This is a genomic window from Thermoactinomyces daqus (genome assembly GCF_000763315.1).
GTDB classification, from domain to species: Bacteria; Bacillota; Bacilli; order Thermoactinomycetales; family Thermoactinomycetaceae; genus Thermoactinomyces_A; species Thermoactinomyces_A daqus.
In genome coordinates this window covers 26,535-42,998 of the sequence record NZ_JPST01000018.1, presented here as the reverse complement: position 1 = coordinate 42,998, position 16,464 = coordinate 26,535, and the positions used below count along the sequence as shown (strand labels likewise).

24 protein-coding genes and 1 pseudogene are annotated in these 16,464 nt (G+C 44.9%); 2 read left to right on the top strand and 23 right to left on the bottom strand.

Features of this window, described 5'->3' with window-relative positions:
- Positions 1 to 281 precede the first annotated feature (281 nt).
- The 5 genes and pseudogenes from JG50_RS21060 to JG50_RS0109140 form a co-directional block, all read right to left on the bottom strand.
- Positions 282 to 542, bottom strand: a pseudogene (locus tag JG50_RS21060) (VVA0879 family protein); the annotation flags it as partial.
- Between the two features lie 26 nt (positions 543 to 568).
- Positions 569 to 841, bottom strand: a complete 273-nt coding sequence (locus JG50_RS0109155; protein WP_033100818.1) for a hypothetical protein — start codon at positions 839 to 841, stop codon at positions 569 to 571.
- A gap of 62 nt (positions 842 to 903) precedes the next feature.
- Positions 904 to 1,221, bottom strand: a complete 318-nt coding sequence (locus tag JG50_RS0109150) for a hypothetical protein (RefSeq protein WP_152568532.1) — start codon at positions 1,219 to 1,221, stop codon at positions 904 to 906.
- Between the two features lie 100 nt (positions 1,222 to 1,321).
- Positions 1,322 to 1,528 (bottom strand): hypothetical protein, encoded by a 207-nt coding sequence (locus tag JG50_RS0109145; protein ID WP_033100816.1) that lies wholly within the window; start codon positions 1,526 to 1,528, stop codon positions 1,322 to 1,324.
- A gap of 96 nt (positions 1,529 to 1,624) precedes the next feature.
- Positions 1,625 to 1,921, bottom strand: a complete 297-nt coding sequence (locus JG50_RS0109140) for a hypothetical protein (RefSeq protein WP_033100815.1) — start codon at positions 1,919 to 1,921, stop codon at positions 1,625 to 1,627.
- Between the two features lie 256 nt (positions 1,922 to 2,177).
- On the opposite strand from JG50_RS0109140, the gene JG50_RS0109135 reads away from it, so the two are divergent.
- Complete coding sequence (locus JG50_RS0109135; protein WP_033100814.1) at positions 2,178 to 3,608, top strand: helix-turn-helix domain-containing protein; 1,431 nt, start codon at positions 2,178 to 2,180, stop codon at positions 3,606 to 3,608.
- Between the two features lie 293 nt (positions 3,609 to 3,901).
- Here JG50_RS0109135 and JG50_RS0109125 read toward each other — a convergent pair whose 3' ends face one another.
- The 16 genes from JG50_RS0109125 to JG50_RS20050 form a co-directional block, all read right to left on the bottom strand.
- Entirely contained in the window at positions 3,902 to 4,627 is a 726-nt protein-coding gene (locus tag JG50_RS0109125; protein WP_052154148.1) for an N-acetylmuramoyl-L-alanine amidase, read from the bottom strand.
- The gene (locus JG50_RS0109120; RefSeq protein ID WP_033100832.1) at positions 4,624 to 5,046 is read right to left on the bottom strand and encodes a phage holin family protein; all 423 of its coding nucleotides are present in this window, start codon (positions 5,044 to 5,046) and stop codon (positions 4,624 to 4,626) included. Before JG50_RS0109120 ends, JG50_RS0109125 begins: the two co-directional genes overlap by 4 nt.
- A 56-nt stretch (positions 5,047 to 5,102) precedes the next feature.
- Entirely contained in the window at positions 5,103 to 6,020 is a 918-nt protein-coding gene (locus JG50_RS0109115; RefSeq protein WP_033100812.1) for a hypothetical protein, read from the bottom strand.
- Between the two features lie 4 nt (positions 6,021 to 6,024).
- Positions 6,025 to 7,173: a siphovirus ReqiPepy6 Gp37-like family protein gene (locus tag JG50_RS0109110; RefSeq protein ID WP_033100811.1), complete on the bottom strand. Its 1,149-nt coding sequence runs from the start codon at positions 7,171 to 7,173 to the stop codon at positions 6,025 to 6,027.
- Position 7,174: 1 nt separating this feature from the next.
- Positions 7,175 to 8,053, bottom strand: coding sequence for a phage distal tail protein (locus JG50_RS0109105; RefSeq protein WP_033100810.1), 879 nt, complete (start codon positions 8,051 to 8,053; stop codon positions 7,175 to 7,177).
- 11 nt (positions 8,054 to 8,064) lie between these two features.
- Positions 8,065 to 9,552, bottom strand: coding sequence for a phage tail protein (locus JG50_RS0109100; RefSeq protein WP_033100809.1), 1,488 nt, complete (start codon positions 9,550 to 9,552; stop codon positions 8,065 to 8,067).
- An 8-nt stretch (positions 9,553 to 9,560) separates the two neighbouring features.
- Positions 9,561 to 10,883 carry a phage tail protein gene (locus JG50_RS0109095; protein ID WP_033100808.1) on the bottom strand — a complete coding sequence of 441 codons (1,323 nt, stop codon included), beginning with the start codon at positions 10,881 to 10,883 and terminating at the stop codon, positions 9,561 to 9,563.
- Positions 10,884 to 10,898: 15 nt separating this feature from the next.
- Positions 10,899 to 11,171 (bottom strand): hypothetical protein, encoded by a 273-nt coding sequence (locus JG50_RS0109090; protein ID WP_033100807.1) that lies wholly within the window; start codon positions 11,169 to 11,171, stop codon positions 10,899 to 10,901.
- A gap of 14 nt (positions 11,172 to 11,185) precedes the next feature.
- Positions 11,186 to 11,683 carry a hypothetical protein gene (locus JG50_RS0109085; protein WP_052154147.1) on the bottom strand — a complete coding sequence of 166 codons (498 nt, stop codon included), beginning with the start codon at positions 11,681 to 11,683 and terminating at the stop codon, positions 11,186 to 11,188.
- Positions 11,684 to 11,696: 13 nt separating this feature from the next.
- Positions 11,697 to 12,503, bottom strand: coding sequence for a hypothetical protein (locus JG50_RS0109080; protein ID WP_052154150.1), 807 nt, complete (start codon positions 12,501 to 12,503; stop codon positions 11,697 to 11,699).
- Complete coding sequence (locus tag JG50_RS0109075; protein ID WP_152568531.1) at positions 12,503 to 12,700, bottom strand: hypothetical protein; 198 nt, start codon at positions 12,698 to 12,700, stop codon at positions 12,503 to 12,505. Before JG50_RS0109075 ends, JG50_RS0109080 begins: the two co-directional genes overlap by 1 nt.
- Before the next feature lie 5 nt (positions 12,701 to 12,705).
- Positions 12,706 to 13,062 carry a hypothetical protein gene (locus tag JG50_RS0109070; RefSeq protein WP_033100804.1) on the bottom strand — a complete coding sequence of 119 codons (357 nt, stop codon included), beginning with the start codon at positions 13,060 to 13,062 and terminating at the stop codon, positions 12,706 to 12,708.
- Positions 13,059 to 13,502, bottom strand: a complete 444-nt coding sequence (locus JG50_RS0109065; RefSeq protein ID WP_033100803.1) for an HK97 gp10 family phage protein — start codon at positions 13,500 to 13,502, stop codon at positions 13,059 to 13,061. Before JG50_RS0109065 ends, JG50_RS0109070 begins: the two co-directional genes overlap by 4 nt.
- Positions 13,489 to 13,866, bottom strand: a complete 378-nt coding sequence (locus tag JG50_RS0109060) for a hypothetical protein (RefSeq protein WP_152568530.1) — start codon at positions 13,864 to 13,866, stop codon at positions 13,489 to 13,491. Before JG50_RS0109060 ends, JG50_RS0109065 begins: the two co-directional genes overlap by 14 nt.
- On the bottom strand, positions 13,851 to 14,306 hold the full coding sequence (locus tag JG50_RS0109055; protein WP_081943809.1) for a DUF3199 family protein: 456 nt from the start codon (positions 14,304 to 14,306) through the stop codon (positions 13,851 to 13,853). The genes JG50_RS0109060 and JG50_RS0109055 overlap by 16 nt, the downstream gene beginning before the upstream one ends.
- A 155-nt stretch (positions 14,307 to 14,461) precedes the next feature.
- On the bottom strand, positions 14,462 to 14,632 hold the full coding sequence (locus tag JG50_RS20050) for a hypothetical protein (RefSeq protein ID WP_160173835.1): 171 nt from the start codon (positions 14,630 to 14,632) through the stop codon (positions 14,462 to 14,464).
- A gap of 111 nt (positions 14,633 to 14,743) precedes the next feature.
- Here JG50_RS20050 and JG50_RS20880 point away from each other — a divergent pair, with 111 nt between their 5' ends.
- Positions 14,744 to 14,965, top strand: coding sequence for a PQ-loop domain-containing transporter (locus JG50_RS20880; protein WP_258560262.1), 222 nt, complete (start codon positions 14,744 to 14,746; stop codon positions 14,963 to 14,965).
- 43 nt (positions 14,966 to 15,008) lie between these two features.
- On the opposite strand, the gene JG50_RS0109050 is transcribed toward JG50_RS20880, so the two are convergent.
- Positions 15,009 to 16,049, bottom strand: coding sequence for a phage major capsid protein (locus tag JG50_RS0109050; RefSeq protein ID WP_033100800.1), 1,041 nt, complete (start codon positions 16,047 to 16,049; stop codon positions 15,009 to 15,011).
- A 16-nt stretch (positions 16,050 to 16,065) separates the two neighbouring features.
- Positions 16,066 to 16,464, bottom strand: a complete 399-nt coding sequence (locus JG50_RS19710; protein WP_033100799.1) for a hypothetical protein — start codon at positions 16,462 to 16,464, stop codon at positions 16,066 to 16,068.

The following is a 16,464-nucleotide window of genomic DNA, read 5'->3' as shown; positions in this document are numbered from 1 at the left end:
GGACTTTTGGGGTTCATTAAGAGAGTATAGCCCGTGTACCATTTGTATAAAAATTTTAGATATGCCTCATAATTGATTTTAAACAATAATGTCATGGTTTTTTTTCGGATCAAAGTCAACATGAATACTCTCCTATCTCTGCTCTTTTATGGAGACATAACGAAAGAAAAAGAATTTTTACTGGGATAGAGTATAGGAACATACAGAAACGCATGTTCCTATATATTATTTCTCTTCTTTACTAGCCGTTCCCTGCGAATAGAATTAAATTTCTGTAAATGCTAGATAAAATTAAACACCTTAAATTCATTGCCTTTTCGATCCACCACTATCCGAACATTATCTAATAAACATGCTCCGTTATCTACTGTAAACTCACAACCGAAATTGATTACATATCGTCCCAGACAGTCCTTAAAAGCTCTGGTTGCATCGAGATTGAGATTAAGAAAATCCTCTATTGACTGAACGTGACCGCACTGTGGACATTCAAAGGTCGCTTTTCTCAAATTCGGAAATCGCTGACTCATCTCAAGTAACCACTCATCTTCTGTTTTGCTTGATCATGTTATCGAACCCTTTTCATTATTTTTCTGGCATAGTAAAAGGTCATGATTGTATTTACAATCCCAACAAGGAGAAAAATATCAAGGAGAAGAAACTGAATGACGGCGTCCATGTCAAATAAAAAAATCAGAACTGCGGTCGAGATTAAAAAATAATCAAAAAATGAGGTTTTATCAGCGATTTCATATAAAAGACGATCTTTACTTTTCCTTAGTAAGAAAATAATTTTCCCTAGAGCACATAAAACCCCAATCACACCTAAGCCAACCATCACGAGTGTTACCTCCTAGTACGTAAGCGCTAATAACCACGTTTTTTGTTATGAACCAATGGTTGCTACTCCTTCAACAGCCCAGATACAGCCCTTCCCGTTACTGAAATCGTATCTCCATCCCGAATAACGTACCCACTCAGCAAATTAAAGTTTAAATACTTCCCATCTTTGGTTTGAAACGTAACGGAAATCGGTTCATTGATCTCGCTCAGCGGGAAATGCCTGAAATGGCAAAGAATCTGCACCTCACCTTTTGCCAATTCATCATCTTCGTAAGGTACTGATGTAGCCAATACTTTATGTTGCGGAAGGATGGAGAACTCCTTCAAAAAAGCTCTCACTTTCTCTTCCGGTCCCTCTACCGTTAATCGCAACACCATCTGAACACCCTTTAACAGCTGGATACCCGGCATTTTGATCCGAGTATCCAAGCCTTTTGTGATGTGTTTACCGCTTACCCGTCTTTACAATCCGTTTTTCCTACCACCAGAATTTCCTGAACAGCCCCAGATGATCAAAATCCCAACGAACTCCCTTGCACTCTTCCAATGCGACCTGATGCACTTGCAAAAAACGTTCGATCTTTCCCGGATTTTTAATCCTTTTTCGTCTATTTATGGAAGGACAAATGACAATGAGTGCCTGTTCCGACTCATCCCACCAGTAGAGGATTCTTTCCTTCTTCATTTAGGGAACCCCTTCAATCCATTCCCTCCATCTCCCATCCATGTTATAATGGGGCTAATAGCTTAAGTTGTCTGAGCCATTTTTTTGGCTCTTTTTTTATCCAGAAAAAATGTCAAATGCCTTACCCGCAAGAATTGTCTTCCCTTCCTCTATCTCTGCATGAATGACATCCAGCAAGGGCATCCGAATTTCCCCACCGTCTTGAGTTCTAAGATGAACAATCTTTAGCCGGCGTGATGGTTGCAAATCGACTTCACAAGTGACACAAATCTGATTGTCATCAGACACTTCTTTGACGTGTTCCTGATGAAGGGCGATTTGCGGTCGTTGCCTTAGGTCATAGAGAAATGGCTCAACTTGATGTGCTTTACCTTCGACTTGAAGCTTCAACATTGCTCTCCTCCTTCCAAAATCATTTGTATAGAAATATTGCCAAACTTGTTGTTTGTATTATATAATATTCAGAAAAATTATTGCAAATTTCTGAAGTTATACTCCAACCAAGCAAAATATTCGCCAAATAACGGTTTAATACAAAAATTTTGGTCATCACTCACCCGAAATAGGCGATATATTCAGTAAACCGACAGCAAAGTTCTGATTTTTCCACCGGGTAATAATAAAAAATTTTTTAGGAGGCCCATGTTCAATGAATAGAGTGGATAGAATCGAGTTCGGAAAGTTTATTCGTCAAGTAAGGAAATCAAAAGACTTACGCCAAAGTGATCTGGTAGATTCTTTTTTATCTCAGACGGTACTAAGCAATATAGAAAGCGGAAAAGGACAGGTTAGTGAGGATAAAATGAAATACGTATTGAAAAAATTAGGTTTGAAAGAGAATATTTCTGAATTTTACATACACGAGAAGGAAAAGGAACAAAAAAATCAAGAAAACAGCTTAATGGAAGAATTGAAATTAAAATTGATTTCTATAGAAAATATTATTGACTTAGCAAACTGCGAAGAAGGGTTAGATCATTTAAGAGAGTTCCCTATCCCACAAAAACATGCATATCATGCTATTATTGAGTATCTCAAAGGTAAGTGTTATTTCAAAAAGAAGAATTGGAAGAAATCGTATAACCATTTTTTTAATGCAATTCATTTAATCGACCGACAATTTCCTGAAATGAAATACACGAATTTAAAAAGTGCTTGTTATCAAGACTTAAGTACAATAGAGTACGTCCAGAATAACTTTAATCAGGCGCTTCGATATACTGAGGAAGCAGAAAAATATTTTATTGAAAATGGGGAGAGAAAATATTGTAAACATTTAATTCTTATCAGTAAAGTGATCTATCTTGAAAAATTAAACCGCCTTGGTGATGCACAAGCAATACTTGACGAACTTTCAATAAACAATCATTCATCCAGTACAACGAATCTTTATATAAGCGAAAGTAAAGAATCTGCATTAAATATGTATGAAATGCAAGCAAAACTGTTATTTAAAAGCAAAAGGTTTCCCCAAGCCATCAATTATGCGCTTAAAGGCATTGAACTGGCCCGGATCGATAAGATGTATGAACGTTCTCTGGAATTATGGACAACGCTGGGAAGTATTTATATTGAAATGAGCAAATTAAGTATGGCTGAATGTTGTTTTACAACAGCATTAAAATTAAAGAAGAAAATTACTAAGGAATATCTATTAGCTTACGTTTACTCACAGCTAGGAAAGTTGTACTATAAACAAGGGGACATTAAACTATCTGAAAAGGAATTTCTAGAATCCTTGAAATATAGTAGAAAAACAAATGATGTTTTTCTTGAAATACAAGCTCTTATGGGCTTAGGAAAATGCAATATTAGCATTAACAAACATGATAAAGCACTTGATTATCTCAATGAAGCATTAAAACTAGCCAAACAGCACGCTTTTACAGACCAAAAAAACGAGCTTCTTCTCATTACAGCAAGTTTCCTACGTGAAATTGGAGACCCCACCTTTAAAAATTATGCGCTTGACTTCTTTTATTCGTATGCAGAAACATTTAACAAAGGGGGTGAAGTGCTCATGCTAAACGAATTCGAAATCAATAAACGTCGTTCTGCAGGTGATCCGCCAAACACCTAAGATGGTTTCGTTATTCGCGGCTAAATTTTGCCCTAGTATACTCAAATAAGTATACTAGGGCTTTTTATTGAGTAGTAGTAAAAAATATTCCCAAATATTAATCATTTTAATTATACACCACGCGACACCAATTATAAACATTTTTCTCATTTCAAGACATGTCCCGATTACATCTAACGCAGTCGCTACGCCTTCAACAATCGCCCTCCAGTTGAATCCTCTCAAAACGACCAGGTAAAAAACAGGGGATAAATGCCTCCCCTGTTTTAGTTGCTTTTTTGCAATCTCAATCATTAAGCCTTTGTAAGGTTAATTTCCCTAGCTTGCTTTTGTATAGCCTTAGTAACAGCATCCACAATTTTATCCTCATAAGCCGTGTCAAAAATAACCTGACCATCCACAATTACTCTGTACATTGGCTTCGGCTTGTCCTCTTTCAATCCAAAAGCAGTTGCTACACCCTTAACAATAGCTCTAGCTAATCCATCCAAGAACCGATGATCCCGCAACAGCTTATTTTCCCTGGCGTTATCAATAAACAGACATTCCAGCAAAACCGCACTCATCTTGGTGTCCCTCAAAACGGCGATCCGGGAATGGGCCCCTTGAGTGTCATTTTTGGTCGCATTGCCGTGTGGACCAATCCCATAGCCTTTGAGATAGCCCAACACGCTTTCATTAATTGCCTTTTGAATCCGTTGTGTCCGGGCAGGAGATCCTTTGGCAATATAGCTCTCAAACCCTGAACCACCCCCGGAATTGCAATGAAGAGACAAGAACAGATCGGCATTTTTATCATTTGCGTATTTAATTCGTTTATATAGTCCATCTGGCGGTCCTGGATAAGAAGACGAAGTGTTCCGGTTCCGTGTGAAGCTGACCGCTACGTCTTCAAAATTCCCAAAGTGTTGTCCAACCATCTCCGACAATTGCAGCGCTATATCTGCCTCACGCAAACCAAAGCCGGTCGCACCTGTATCTGGGCCTCCATGCCCAGGATCGATTATAATGGTCTTCATTTTTTCTTCTCCTCTCCTTTACCACGTAAGATTTCAATTCCTTTTTGCAGTTCTGACGGAATCGGCAAGCCCATTCGTCCAGAGTTCTCCACAATGGATAAGGCCTCATTCGTCAAATAAAAAAACACCGCCCCGTCCCGAAGTAGATGTCCATCACCAAGTAACGTATCGAGAAGATGAGCTACGGCGACGATCGCAAAAATCATCACCTTTGTCATGATTCCAAAAAAACCCGTTGTACTGGAAAGTCTACCTTCTTTTCGGGCTGCAAGAAAACCAGTGACATAATCGATGCCTATAAAAAGCAACAGTGTTTTTAACGCGGCGGACCATCCCCCAAAAAATTGGGCCGTGATTCCTCCCAATACCCCAACACTAAACTTGAGGAAAAATTCTCCCCATTCGTCGGTGGTCAACATTTGGCTCCACACCTCCGGAAAAAGAAAAAACCGCTTTGCCTCAATCAGCAAAACGGTTAAAGTCCCTTGGATTCCCCCAATTTCATACACCAGAAAACCGGAGAATATAACCCCGATGCCTTAATATTCAACGTCGCTCCACTGTCATTGTAAGCAGTCACATAGACATAGTCGTCCTTCTGCAAGTCAATCACCCGTCGGGCAGAAACCCCCACATCCACACCGACAACCCCTGCTCCACGACTTGAACCATGCGCAATCGCATCGACCGTTCCCGCGCGGTTCCGAAAAAGAATAATCCGCCTCAGGTTATCCGAATTAGCCACGGTTTCCCATACAGTAGAACAGCCCACTTCATAAACTCCGTCTTCCCGAATCGTGATCCGGTCACTAACCAGATGCATTCCAACTGGATTCAGTTCTTCCGTATCCCATGAGAGGGTGGCATTGGTTCCGGTCGCCAAACTTTTACTGGTGGAGTTCCGCAAAATACAGATCGGACGAAATCCCGCGTGGTTCGACGTCACCCTCCGATCCTTAATATCCGTCGCGGAAATGCTACTGGCATTGTTTTGCACCGTCACTTCTGCAAGCGGAAGATCCCAGGTTGTGGAATTGTTAATGGGAACCGCATTCGGTCCTTGGATGACGGTATACGTCATGAAATTGTTCGTAAAGTCAGCCCGAAGTACAATCAAATCGGTTCTCGGAGCCCCCAATGTATTTGCATTGATCGGCAAGTAAATATAGTCCGCGGTATGTTTCCACATATGCCCTTTTACCCATGCTTTTCCCGGTGCAACCTTTACTTGCAAACCCGTTCCCGGAGAGACCGCGCAATCCCCGGTTGACCCATCCATAAGCGACCCCTGAACAATAATCCCGGTGGATCGCATATTCTCCATCATGTCGCGCCAATCCGCTTCATAGCTTGGCGTATCATCCCAGGGAAAGGAGTTCACGATGGCTGGCATAGACTCACCTTCTTTCCAGATTTCCTACTCTTGCTTCGAGATTCCGGTACTGGTCAAACAGTCGGAACTGGGTTCCGACATTCGGCGTTCCCACTGTTGGAACAATTTTTTCACCGTCTTTTCCCAAGGTAATGGTAATAACCCGGATCACATCCTGAATGATTTCCCCTTCCACCTCGACGGTACATCGATCCCCCAGATCATAGTTCTCCAAATAATGGGTGGGGTGGACATCGAGAGGGGAAATTTCCAGGCTGGTCTTCTCCGTGTTTTCCACCAGTGCATTGTTTAGTGCTTGCAGAAGTTCATTGTTATCCGTTGTGCTGCGTTGATCGACAAACATTTCAATCGTCCCGTACAAAGTCCGGCTCGGTTCATCCCCGCTATACATAAACGTTCGCTCTTCCCCTTCTCTCCCTCCCCCGACAATCACATAATTGGCTGCCGGAGCCTCCACGGAATACCGATAGGAACCCAAGTTCCCCCGCTTGCGTGAAAAAACAAGATCCTGCGCACGATCTTGAGGGATGTAGACCTGAAAAATCATGAAGTTGTTCAGGAACTGCAACACGCGAAAGCCAAGGTTTCCGTCCGCCAAAGCCGCTTCTTGCAATTTGTCCATCAAGGGGTCCAATCGCGAACGAATCGTCACCGTTTTCCCTTGCTTCATGTCAATATCCGTATATAGCCCCGGAATCCTTCGATAGGCCGAAGCCAGTTCCGCACAGTTCCGCTGAACGAGATGATAGAGGGCACTTTCGGCAGGACCCGTGAATACGTCATATCCGTATCCGGTTCCGGCAATCGCATAATAAGGCGGAGGAAGCGCCAGACGTGTCGCTAACAAGCCATTGTCATCCGTGCCATAGAAGGTATATCCACTATTTGAACTGAGGTCGTTATTGACTTCCACATTTCGAATCGGGCCTGAAAAAATGGGATTCCCGTCTCTGGTGACAAGAATCCCTCCAATTCCACCCCCTTGTTTCCGAACTTCTAACAGCATTCCCACATCGGATGAATCAAGCGGTAAATCCAATGTCCATTTCCCCACATCATTGAATTTCATGGTCAATTCCAATTGCCGAAAGGTCGTGATCGAACCAACCAGATTAAGCTCCCGGTCACGCACCCAAATTTCATAAAGTGCCATGCTATACCCCCAAATATCGCTCCCGATACCAAACGACGATTTTTGAATCCGAAGAAGCTCCGTCCATCTCCATATGGACAATATTGACCCCGGCATTTAATCTCCATAAGGTCGAACCAATGCTCAGTTCCGGATAAAGATTGGTTCCGTCATCCTTTTCAATGATGCGCTTTTGGGTATCGATGGTCACAAATTCATTCACATCTAAGGACAGATTCTCAAACATCAGGTAATAACCAGTTGTGAGATTCAGAAGAACGGGATTTTGGCCTGGCCCGTAGATGGTCCAAACCGGAAAGGTTTCAATATCTCCTTGATTGTCCAACTGAATCTCTGTGCTGATGGCATCTCCACCTAACCGTAGGGGGAAGAGAGGAAACCACTTCGGGGGATTGGTATTTAACTCATACGTATTGGTAAAAACTTGCGTGGAATAAAAAAACGGATCAAAGGCCCGAAATGTCAGCACCATTTTTTTATACCGGTCTCCTGATTCTCCGGTCTTTTCCCGTCCCTCCATCCCACTTTTGTACCGGCAAACCAATTCTCTTTCCACACCATCAGCTGTCAATACCCGCAGTTTTCCGTCTCCGCGGAGAGGATTAAACAATTTCTTAAACCAGCGAACGTTCCTCTGCAAATCGGCTGAATTGTTTCCACGGAACATGACAGCCATATCCACTTCCCGCGGTTCCACTTGAATATCTTGCAGAACGGAACCAGATTGAAGCGGGATTTTTTCTTCTGCAAAAGAAAAAGAAGGCATTTCAAAGCCTTCCCGGTCATATAACAGGAGGATCGTATTTTCCACACCCGGTTGGTAAGAAAGAACCGTTTCGACTCCACTTTGATCCACCCAGGTTATCCTTTCTCTTGCCATGATTTCACCTCCTACCGCAACCAATCCATTCGGCGGAGATAGCGGGTTAACCGCTCTTCGGTTAAGGGAGCCTCTTGCGCGTAGATATGGACTTCATTGTGCACTTGTTGCACCGATTCGCTGGTGGAAGCGGAAACGATTCCCGCTCTTTGCAGGGTTCCCCCGAGATTCAACCCATTAATGATGTTCAACTGCTGTGCGGCATCGAAGACGGCCGCACGCAAATGTGGAACCCGGATGCGGATGGAATCTTCCAGCATCTCCATTAAGTTTACAAACCATTTGTCTGCATCGGCTCCGGGGCCTTTTTTGGCGGGACTGTGAAATCCAAGGTAAGCAGCCACGGTCGCTGCCGCATCTTTCACGACCCTAACCAATGCGGAGAACCGGCTTTTGATTCCGCTAATAAAGTTATTAAGCAAATTCCGTCCCCAAGCGGCAGCCTGATTCGCCAGTCCGGACAACGTCGATTTAATCGAGTTCCAGATGCTTGTCACCGTTGATTTCACGGAGTTGAAAGCGGAAGAGGTGGCCGATTTGATACTGTTCCAAGCCGAAGTAACCACGGACTTGATGCCGCTGACCACGCTAGAAATCACACTCTTGATGCCATTCCAGACGGAAGTTGCAACCGATCGGAGACTATTCCAGATGCTCACCAGCCAGGGTTTCACGGAATTCCAAACGGCCATGATCACCGACTTCACGCCATTCCAAGCGCTGGCAGCAATCGATTTCATCCCATTCCAGGTGAAAGAGGCGATGGATCGCAACTGATTCCATACACTTGTTAAAAAAGAAGTGATGGCATTCCACGTGTTGATCGTCCATTGTTTTGCGGAATTCCATGCCGCCACAATCGTATCGACCAGCGCCTGGAAATAGTAGTTGTGATTGTACATCCATGTAAAGGCGTTCACAATGGCTGCAGTAATCGCATTCCAGACCGCCGTGGCGATCCCAACCAACCCATTCCACAGCCCTGTCAAAAAGGCAACGAAGCCAGTCCAAATGGAGGTGGCCGTTGAGACGATCCCGTTCCAGATTCCCGCAAAGAATGAGACGATGTCTCCCCAGATCGAGGAGGCGATACTAAGAATCCCGTTCCATAGGCTCGTCAAAAGAGAAGAAATTGCCCCCCAGATCGAAGTGAAGATGGTCAAGAGAATCTGAAAGCTGGTCGAGATACTGGAAGCAAGGATGGTCACGAAACGACCTACAATGTTTTGCAGATTCTGCCATGCCGCCGCCCAGTTCCCGGCAAGCAAATTGGAGAACAGCTGTAGCACATTTAAAATGATACTCAGTGCATTAGAAATGACAGTCTTGATATATGTCCAGACCTGCTGGATCACCGAAATAACCGTCGGATTGGAGAAGATCGTTTCAATTGCAGTCCAAGCGATTTTGATTTCGGTTCCCCAAACCGTAACGGACACTTTGATGATCTGGTCGATCAGTTGAAAAACCTGCCCGATAATCTGCGATACTTGCTTCATGATCGGTTTTAAAAAGGCCAGGAAAGACGATCCTGAATCATGGGGGTAGCCTTGTTCGCCCGTAATCCCGAAAAGAACCCCTGCAGATAACGAACCGTTTGTTCAATAACCGGTTGCAATGCCTGAAATCCTTTGATCAGCCCATCGATGATGCCACCCAAAACGATTGAGATGATTTTTAAAGCCCCCTGAAGGAGCGGAACCCCAACTTGAACGATGGCATGAATCACCCGACCAATCCAATCTCCAAGACTTTTCCAAAAGTCCCCTATCGTGGTTCCTCCACCCGTGAACGCGTTCAGCAATTGAACAAAAGCACTCCACAAGCGCTGGAGACTGGGGATCAGAGGTTGAACCGCGCTCATCACCGCATTTTTAATAGCATTCCAGCCATTGATGACCGTATTGCGAAAGACCACCGAGTTTTGCCAGAGGCGAATGAGAATCCCACCCAATACCACCAAGGCAGCTGAAATTAGGGAAGCCATCCCTGCAACCCGTAAGAAACCAAGGATTAGCGGTTTAAATGAGTTGAACAAAACGGTAAATGCCGCCCGCATGCCAAGCGCCCGTCCAATCCCGATCGCCATTGGCGAAAGGAAAAGGGTAATCGCGGTAAAGAGATAGAGGAACATCCCGATCATCTTGGTAATAGCCGGGTTGATCTGGTTCAACCGTTCAATAAACCGCCCGATGGCCGTTCCCGCTTGAATCACTTTCAGAGCAAAGTCAGTCCAAATTTGAGCGAACGGCTTCAAGGCCGAAAGCCATACCCGTTTGAACACCTGCGCTAACGGTACAAGTCGGCCATCGACGGTATTGGAAAGCTTCACCATGCCCACGGTAAACAGGCTCAAAACGATGGCGGATGTTGTTGCTAATGCTTGCATCCTTGCTAAGCCTTGGTTGATTAGCTTGATCCGGTCGAGAATTTCCTTTAAACTGGCGTTTCTCCCTAACATCGTAATCGCTAAGTTCGCCGCCGTTCCCCGTTTGGCCATCTGCTCCAGCCGATCCCCGATCCCAAGAAAAAAGCGATCGATTCGCTGAATGCTACTGGTCTCCGGCAAAATGTCCATCATCTTTTTGGACTGCGTCGCCTTCGCATTCATCTGATCGATCGCCGATAAAAACCGGGCCTTGTACCGCTCAAGGAACTGGGTCGATTGATCGGCTCCTTGCTCGAGGGCTTCAAAAGGATTCGCCCTTCGCATGGTCTGTCCGATTCGCTGACCGGTGTGTTCCAAATCCCGAAAAAAGCTGCTGATTGTTCGACGGGCCTGCCGGTCGGTCGCAGTGATCTCGATGTTTGATCTGCCTACTGTGGTCATGGATTTCACCTCCCCTTACTCCGACTTCCACCAGATCGTCTCCATAAATGGGCTGTCAGACGGGCCGGAATTCATTTCTTTCTTTTGGAATGGTGGCAAAATCTGCTCTACTTTCCGTCCTTGATTAAAGGCCATATCGATGAAGAGAGCCAACCCTTTGAAACCTTCCACAATCCGCATGTGATGGGCATCGATCTTCTCTTGGGCCGCCTGCCTGCTTTTTCTCATCAACCATTCCGGTGTATGTGAGAGAACATATTCCTCGGTATAGCCGAAGTGGGAAGCCACAAAGCCGATCTGCTCTATCCATTGCTCTGTGATTTCGGACCAGCTTGTGTGGTCTCGTTCTCTTCTACCGGCGGAAACAAAAAGCCCAGAAGCGTCTGAAGATCAGGAATATTTTTGCCCGTCATTTTCTTCATCAACTTCTGGACTTGAGTAAAAGTTTGGGATAGATTGGTCTTCTCTGCATAGACCAGTAAGACTTCAAGCATCTCATTCAAATCCAATTGAAGGGCAGTTTGGTCATCCACATCAAGCAGAATAGAGAGAATACGGACGAGTTGCTCTTCCTTCAATTGCTCCAATACCAAAGCGATTTTCTCCAGATCCGATTGCTTATCATCCAACAATACCTCACGCATCTGATCATAAATCCGTACTCCATCCACGCCAAGAAACTTTACGATCCGAATGAGCTTCTGCAAAGATAACTTGGGTACGTCCAGTTTGGTTCCATTACTCAGCGTTACCTGTCCAATCACATTTTCAATATCGAGGGATCTCAACGCTTGTTCCATTCACCTCATCCTTTCATCGGACTTGTTCAATTTCGTAATAAACGTTTTCATCCTGGGACAGGCTGTCTTCCGGAAAGGCCTGTAACTTCAGGGGCAAAACCCGCTTGTCTTTACTGTAGGTCTGCTCCTTCTCATCTCCGGACACTTTTGCTTTGCAAATGACACACATGTAAAGAGTCCCGTCTTTCTTTTGGCTAATGAGGGCATAGGTCATAAAGGGAACATCCGAAACCGTTCCATAACCAATTCGTCTTGTCCCCAGTTCATTTACTGGACTCACATCCGTATTCGCCGGGTAATCCGTTCCAACCGGTTCCTTGAGATAGAGAGAGGTTTCAGCAACTTTGGAAATAGGCAGGGTTTCCGAACCAATTTTTAACCAACCTCCCTCCTTAAAATCGGTGCTCGCAGAAGAGAGGGTTAAAATCGTTGCTCCCTTGGTCACCGCATTGGATAACGGAACCGCAGTTCCAAGCGTTGGGGGCGAATCGATAATCGTTCCTCCGATCAACGCCAATTGACGATTTTCCAAGGAATTCTCCGCCAAATTCGTTTCCAGCGTATGCTCCCATTTGGAAATGGTGGTATCAATGGGGCCGCGCTGATCCACTTCAAAATCATCGGTATCAAAACTGCGTGAAGTCTTGATTCCTTCCGTGGTCGCCCCCAAGTCTCGCCAACCCGGTTTCAAATCGTAGGGAGGGAACAAATCCATGACCTCACTGATCTTTTGCGGAAACAGCCCATCATAGGGTTTGACGACCAGTCGCCCAGGCCCGCCGACGATTTTGGAAGAATCGACTTTATAGATATCCGCCATCATTCACTCACCTCTTTAAAGATCCATGTCGGGATGGATTGACGAAGTCTCGCCTCGTCTTCCGACACTTCTTTTCCTACCGTTAAGACCTGTCCCGGAACGATATCGAGTGTACCCATTCGTAAAAGGACCACTCCACTTGCTGGTTCAACCGGTCCCACACAACGGATGCGTCTGGTCTTTTCAGTTTTCGCCAATCCCCTCACCCTTCCACGTGTTCCAGCCTCATGTAACACCAAGCCTCCGGTGTTCCGGTATCCTGATCCACCGAGGGAAGCGGATTACTTTCCCGCCCGCACCAAGTAACCCGGATGCCCTGGATTTGATTCGCGTACTGCTCCAACAGCATCATGGTTTGAATGAGCAACTCCATCGCTTCAAAATCTTTTTCGGCCCTGGCTAATAACTGGATACGGGAAAACCCCGATCCCCCTGCACTTTTGACGATCAATGCAGGCAAAACGGGGTTCTTCGCGATGTTGCCATAGACCGAAATCCCATTCAACCGAACGGAAAGAAACGTGACAATCGGTGGAATCGGATCAACATACTGGATCAATTGCCCAGCACCTTCCTCACTTGAAACTCCACCACTTGTTTCATTCTTGATTCTCCTTGATCTAAAGCTTTTGCCATGATGTGATACCTTTTTTCCAATTCACTTGCATAGGAAACATTGGAGCCAATAGCCAATCTAGTGACATCCTCCCTTTCCTCCAACTCATAAACGATATCTTCTTCGGTCACTTCACGAACGCCCCGACCACTCTTATGCCTTGGTGGAAAAGAGGTTCGATAGCCAATGCTGTTGATATAAAGGCCCGTGTCAATATGATCTTCATCGCGGATAATCCGCTTCGCTTCGTCTGACCAAACCATCCCGGCCGCTTCGACCGCTTTTTGGCGAGCCTCCTTTAACTTTTGAGGGGATTCCTTCTTAAAAAAATCATAGGTATTGGCATCGATTTGAACTTTAAAGGATATCTCACTTTTCGCCATCCTGATCTCCCTCTTTCTTCAGAAACACCTCATAATGATGAAGCCCTTTACGGTCAAAGACAGGCCGGATTCGCTGAAACAAAAAAAGACCTGGAAAAACCAATCGGCCCTCTTTATCCTTGATATCTCTTACTTTCATCGATTCATTTAAAATTAGGTCTGGCCCTAAAAATAAAACATAGCTTACCCCATACTCGAAGCCAAAATCATCCCACCGCGCCTCTTCATTGAATTGGTCCACTCTGCAAGGAACGTCCGGCTTCAAAACCTCTTCAAAAATCGGACGACCGTAAGGATCAACTCCTGTTTGTTGCCCTTGACTTACCAACGTGCACTGATGGATAAAATTCATTTCCATTCGCATTTCTTCTCCACCCTTGATGGTCCAGATACCGAGAAAAACATCCCTGTCGCGAGTGGCTTCGGGATCAGGGATTGCAAGATGGAATCCAGTTCCTTCATCCCGGTCAGTCCCGATTCCTCACCGGTATCATCCTTCAGTGTATAGGAGTAAGAACCGATACTTTCTTGCTTGATCCCACTCATGACCTGCTCTTTTCCTTCGTTATGATCCTGAACCCACAGGTATTCCACCAGTAGCACACTCGCTGTTTTAAGATCAGTTAGGAGATCCGGATCAGTCTCATTGTAAAATTTTCTCTGAGCCATACGATGTATCCAGGCTGTGGCTCGATCAAGATATAGCTGGAGTTTCTCGTCAGGAAGCACTGCTACTTCCTCCATCGAAGTTCGCTCCCTCAGTTCTTGAATTGTGATGTAAGGCAGGGAAAATCCCCCCTTCATACTCCATGTTTAAATTGATTCATCGTTGGCTTATACTGGTGTCTAGCGGGTGGCACCTTTATATAAATTGTTCAACCTACCATCTCTTCTAGGGCAACAAAGACCCCACTTTCCACTTCGAAAGCCAAGGATCTCCTGGTCTCCTTGGCTTTTTCTTATTTCACTTCCACAATAAAACCGGAACGGATACGGGCCAACAATTCGGGAGAAGGATTATCCGGTAACTCTTTTTCCTGATTCCCAACCAATGAAAAAGACCCTTCCCCATACTGAGTAGAAGGATCTTTGAGCCTCACTTTCTTTTTCTCTTCTTTTTTGGTTGCCATTTCATATCCCTTCAATCTTTTAATGTAAAATTGACTTAGGATAACCCAGAAGGGAGAAGTGGTAGATTGATTTTTGCTATTATGCAGTTATTGGGTGGAATTATCTAATCACTGGGCTGGATACCACAGATTGTTCAAATCTGGCGGACGAAGTCCGTGAAGGATTTGAACATAAAATCCTATTTAATGGTTTTGTTGGGTATTAGCCTGATGGAAGTTTATGCCCTAAGTCTAGCGACAAAAGGTCTAGGATATGCTTTTTTGATTACCAACACGTTATCTTTAGTTATTATCCTCGTTCTCGTAATCCTAATTTTACGATATAAGAAGTAAACTTGTTCTAAGTTAGAAACACTGGAAGATTTCCAAATGCCCCTTATGCTCGTTGTTGGTCTAACGTAATAATTAAGCGAGCATTCTTCTCAAACGGAACGAACTCTGATATTTCTGTTCCATAGGAACCCTCCAACTGGGTCTTCGCCGACCGTTCAAACTCGACACCGAACTCTTTATAGGAGTAGCGGATCAGGGCAAAGGCAGTGTCCACGAGGATAATCCGATTATCTGGAACAAGATTGGTAATATGAATCGGTGCTCCCAGTGGTGAAGGCCACTCTCCGCTCTTTAAGTTATCGATGAATAAGTAGTTGCCATCGCCGTTTTTCAACTCAGCAATCGAAGAAGCCATCTTGCGATTCATAACGAGCCGTTTTACGTTGTAGCCCAGCTCTTCTTCCATATACATGGCTGCATAAAACAAATCCCCGATGGTCAGGTTGTTGGCGGTCTTTACGCCAATTACAGGCGGGGAATCTGAACCGTCCGGAAAATAACCATTCAACAACCGGTAAATCGCCGTATTTTCATAATCGCGCCCCAGCTTTTTCCCTACTTTCATCAGAAACAGGGATACCAGTTTAATATTCATGTCTTTCGCTTCATCGGTCCATTCAATGCCACGTCCTCGTTTATGCAGTCGGATCGATTGATCTCCAACCTTGAGAATACCAACTGGAATCGGAGCTCCTTGCCCAATTTCACGCAGGGCGACTTCATCCTCATCATAGTCGAGAAAATACCATTCTTGGGCCATTTTGGTGGCATCCACCGTATCCGCCACCAGCACTTGCCAGTTGGATTCCTTCTCAAACCCCATTCGCAAGCCATCTTCGATCGCCGCATTGAAAAGGGGCTTCATGCCGTCATTCTGCAGCACCGTGCGAACTTGGACCTTTCCGATGTCCTCGATTCCAAATGCCCGGAACACTTCGTTCAGTTGAACTTGCTCTGCTTCTAAATAACGATTCACGGCATAGGAATCGGTTCGCTTATATCGCTCCTTTAAATGGGCAATTAATGATGACCCCGTTTTCAGCTCGACATTCTTCCCACAATGATTCCTTACCAAGATTCCCATTGATCCATCCTCCTTTTTAAGGCATGGCGACTTCGACAATATTCCTACTCGAGTCCACAAAGAGTACAAACGTCCCATTGTTTTCCGGAGAAACCTTTACAACGCCATTTCCGGCAGCGACCACGGATGCACCGATCGTGGGTTCAGCCCCTGTAAATTTGAATTTGTCTACACGGGAAAACCCATATAAATGGCAACCCACAGGCGTCGTATCATCGGTTACTCCACCGTGGATGGCCTTTAATTGAACTGGATCTCCATCTGCACATGGTGCCGCACTATAAGGAGCGGTCGTAATCAACTTGAGTAAATCCCCTTCATTCACCGGCTGTGTAGGGGTTGCACTTGGAACCAGAACGGTCACTTGCAAACCATATGCATGTGGCGTGACTCCGCCTACGCGCGTTCCATACAT